The organism is Burkholderia sp. E168m23, from assembly GCF_016586125.1.
Classification (GTDB): Bacteria; Pseudomonadota; Gammaproteobacteria; order Burkholderiales; family Burkholderiaceae; genus Burkholderia; species Burkholderia orbicola.
On record NZ_BCPP01001090.1, the window covers coordinates 1 to 2,174 of the forward strand.

Annotated in this window: 5 protein-coding genes and 1 pseudogene; all 6 read left to right on the plus strand. The window is 58.5% G+C overall.

The window, feature by feature from the left end:
* Positions 1 to 203 (plus strand): annotated as a pseudogene (secY, locus tag JMF90_RS34355) (preprotein translocase subunit SecY); the annotation flags it as partial.
* A gap of 7 nt (positions 204 to 210) precedes the next feature.
* Positions 211 to 429 (plus strand): translation initiation factor IF-1, encoded by a 219-nt coding sequence (infA, locus tag JMF90_RS34360; protein ID WP_004521905.1) that lies wholly within the window; start codon positions 211 to 213, stop codon positions 427 to 429.
* 20 nt (positions 430 to 449) lie between these two features.
* Complete coding sequence (gene rpmJ / locus JMF90_RS34365) at positions 450 to 566, plus strand: 50S ribosomal protein L36 (RefSeq protein WP_004199844.1); 117 nt, start codon at positions 450 to 452, stop codon at positions 564 to 566.
* A gap of 38 nt (positions 567 to 604) precedes the next feature.
* Positions 605 to 970, plus strand: coding sequence for a 30S ribosomal protein S13 (gene rpsM, locus JMF90_RS34370; RefSeq protein WP_006477178.1), 366 nt, complete (start codon positions 605 to 607; stop codon positions 968 to 970).
* A 28-nt stretch (positions 971 to 998) separates the two neighbouring features.
* Positions 999 to 1,400 (plus strand): 30S ribosomal protein S11, encoded by a 402-nt coding sequence (gene rpsK, locus JMF90_RS34375; protein WP_004197937.1) that lies wholly within the window; start codon positions 999 to 1,001, stop codon positions 1,398 to 1,400.
* Between the two features lie 154 nt (positions 1,401 to 1,554).
* Positions 1,555 to 2,174 (plus strand): 30S ribosomal protein S4 (rpsD, locus tag JMF90_RS34380; protein ID WP_006477177.1); only part of this gene is annotated, 620 nt, incomplete at its 3' end.

The following is a 2,174-nucleotide window of genomic DNA, read 5'->3' on the forward strand; positions in this document are numbered from 1 at the left end:
ACATCGTCTTCGTGTGTCTGCTGCCGGAATTCCTGGTGCTGCGCTGGAACGTGCCGTTTTATTTTGGTGGAACGTCGCTGCTGATCATTGTCGTCGTCACGATGGACTTTATGGCGCAGGTGCAGTCGTACGTTATGTCGCAACAGTATGAGTCACTGCTCAAGAAGGCTAACTTCAAGGGCGGCAACATCCCGATGCGTTGAAAGGACTATGGCCAAAGACGATGTAATCCAGATGCAGGGTGAGGTGATTGAAAACCTCCCGAATGCGACCTTCCGTGTGAAGCTGGAAAACGGCCATGTCGTGTTGGGGCATATTTCCGGAAAGATGCGGATGCACTACATCCGCATTCTGCCCGGCGACAAGGTGACGGTTGAGTTGACGCCTTACGATCTGTCTCGTGCGCGGATCGTGTTCCGGGCGAAGTGATTTGAAAAAAGGGTATTATCATGAAAGTGATGGCATCGGTTAAGCGCATTTGCCGCAATTGCAAGATCATCAAGCGCAAAGGCGTCGTTCGCGTGATCTGCAGCTCGGATCCGCGCCACAAGCAGCGCCAAGGCTGACCGCGCGTTTGTTTGCGCTTTTTGTTTGAGGAAAAACAATGGCTCGTATCGCAGGGGTTAACATCCCGAATCACCAGCACACCGAGATCGGCCTGACGGCTATCTTTGGTGTCGGCCGCACCCGTTCGCGCAGCATCTGCGTGGCAGCTGGCGTCGATTTTTCGAAGAAGGTCAAGGATCTGACCGACGCAGACCTGGAAAAGCTGCGTGAAGAAGTGGGCAAGTTTGTCGTCGAAGGCGATCTGCGCCGTGAAGTGACGATGAACATCAAGCGCCTGATGGACCTCGGTTGCTACCGCGGCGTCCGTCATCGCAAGGGCCTGCCGATGCGCGGTCAGCGTACGCGTACGAACGCACGTACCCGCAAGGGTCCGCGTCGTGCAGCGCAAGCGCTGAAGAAGTAAGCGGAACTGACAGTTACAGGAAAACGTAATGGCTAAGGCTTCGAACACCGCGGCGCAACGCGTTCGCAAGAAGGTTAAGAAGAACGTCGCTGAAGGCGTGGTTCACGTTCACGCGTCGTTCAACAACACGATCATCACGATCACCGATCGCCAAGGCAACGCTCTGGCATGGGCGACGTCGGGCGGTCAGGGCTTCAAGGGCTCGCGCAAATCGACGCCGTTCGCTGCTCAGGTCGCAGCCGAGTCGGCTGGCCGCGTCGCGATGGAATACGGCGTGAAGAATCTGGAAGTGCGGATCAAGGGCCCGGGCCCGGGCCGTGAGTCGGCAGTGCGTGCACTGCACGGCCTCGGCATCAAGATCACCGCGATTTCGGACGTCACCCCGATTCCGCACAACGGCTGCCGCCCGCCGAAGCGTCGTCGTATCTAAGGATGTGCTGGCACGTTCGTGCTAGCGCATTGCCTGTCGCCGCTCAGCGTCGACGGGCGTTGCTTTTTTGATTGACTAAGCCCACCGTTCGCCCCAAAGGGAGCGGACTAGCGCGGATTTCGATCCGCGTGACTGATTGATAAAGGAATGCAAAGTGGCACGTTATATCGGCCCCAAAGCCAAGCTGTCCCGCCGTGAAGGCACCGACCTGTTCCTGAAGAGCGCACGCCGTTCGCTCGCCGACAAGTGCAAGCTCGACAGCAAGCCGGGTCAGCACGGCCGTACCTCGGGCGCACGTACGTCCGACTACGGTACGCAGCTGCGCGAAAAGCAGAAGGTCAAGCGTATCTACGGCGTGCTGGAACGTCAGTTCCGTCGCTACTTCGCTGAAGCCGATCGTCGCAAGGGCAACACGGGTGAAAACCTGCTGCAACTGCTCGAGTCGCGCCTCGACAACGTCGTGTATCGCATGGGCTTCGGCTCGACCCGCGCTGAAGCGCGTCAGCTGGTGAGCCACAAGTCGATCACCGTGAACGGCGTCGTCGCAAACGTCCCGTCGCAGCAAGTGAAGGCGGGTGACGTCGTCGCGATCCGCGAAAAGGCGAAGAAGCAGGCGCGTATCGTCGAAGCGCTGTCGCTGGCCGAGCAAGGCGGCATGCCGAGCTGGGTTGCAGTCGATGCGAAGAAGTTCGAAGGCACGTTCAAGCAAATGCCGGAACGCGCTGAAATCGCAGGCGACATCAACGAAAGCCTGATCGTCGAATTGTATTCGCG

Bases quoted from the DNA above. Each gene is read 5' to 3' on its own strand.
- infA (WP_004521905.1), top strand. From the start codon at position 211: ATGGCCAAAGACGATGTAATCCAGATGCAGGGTGAGGTGATTGAAAAC.
- rpsM (WP_006477178.1), top strand. From the start codon at position 605: ATGGCTCGTATCGCAGGGGTTAACATCCCGAATCACCAGCACACCGAG.
- rpmJ (WP_004199844.1), top strand. From the start codon at position 450: ATGAAAGTGATGGCATCGGTTAAGCGCATTTGCCGCAATTGCAAGATC.
- rpsK (WP_004197937.1), top strand. From the start codon at position 999: ATGGCTAAGGCTTCGAACACCGCGGCGCAACGCGTTCGCAAGAAGGTT.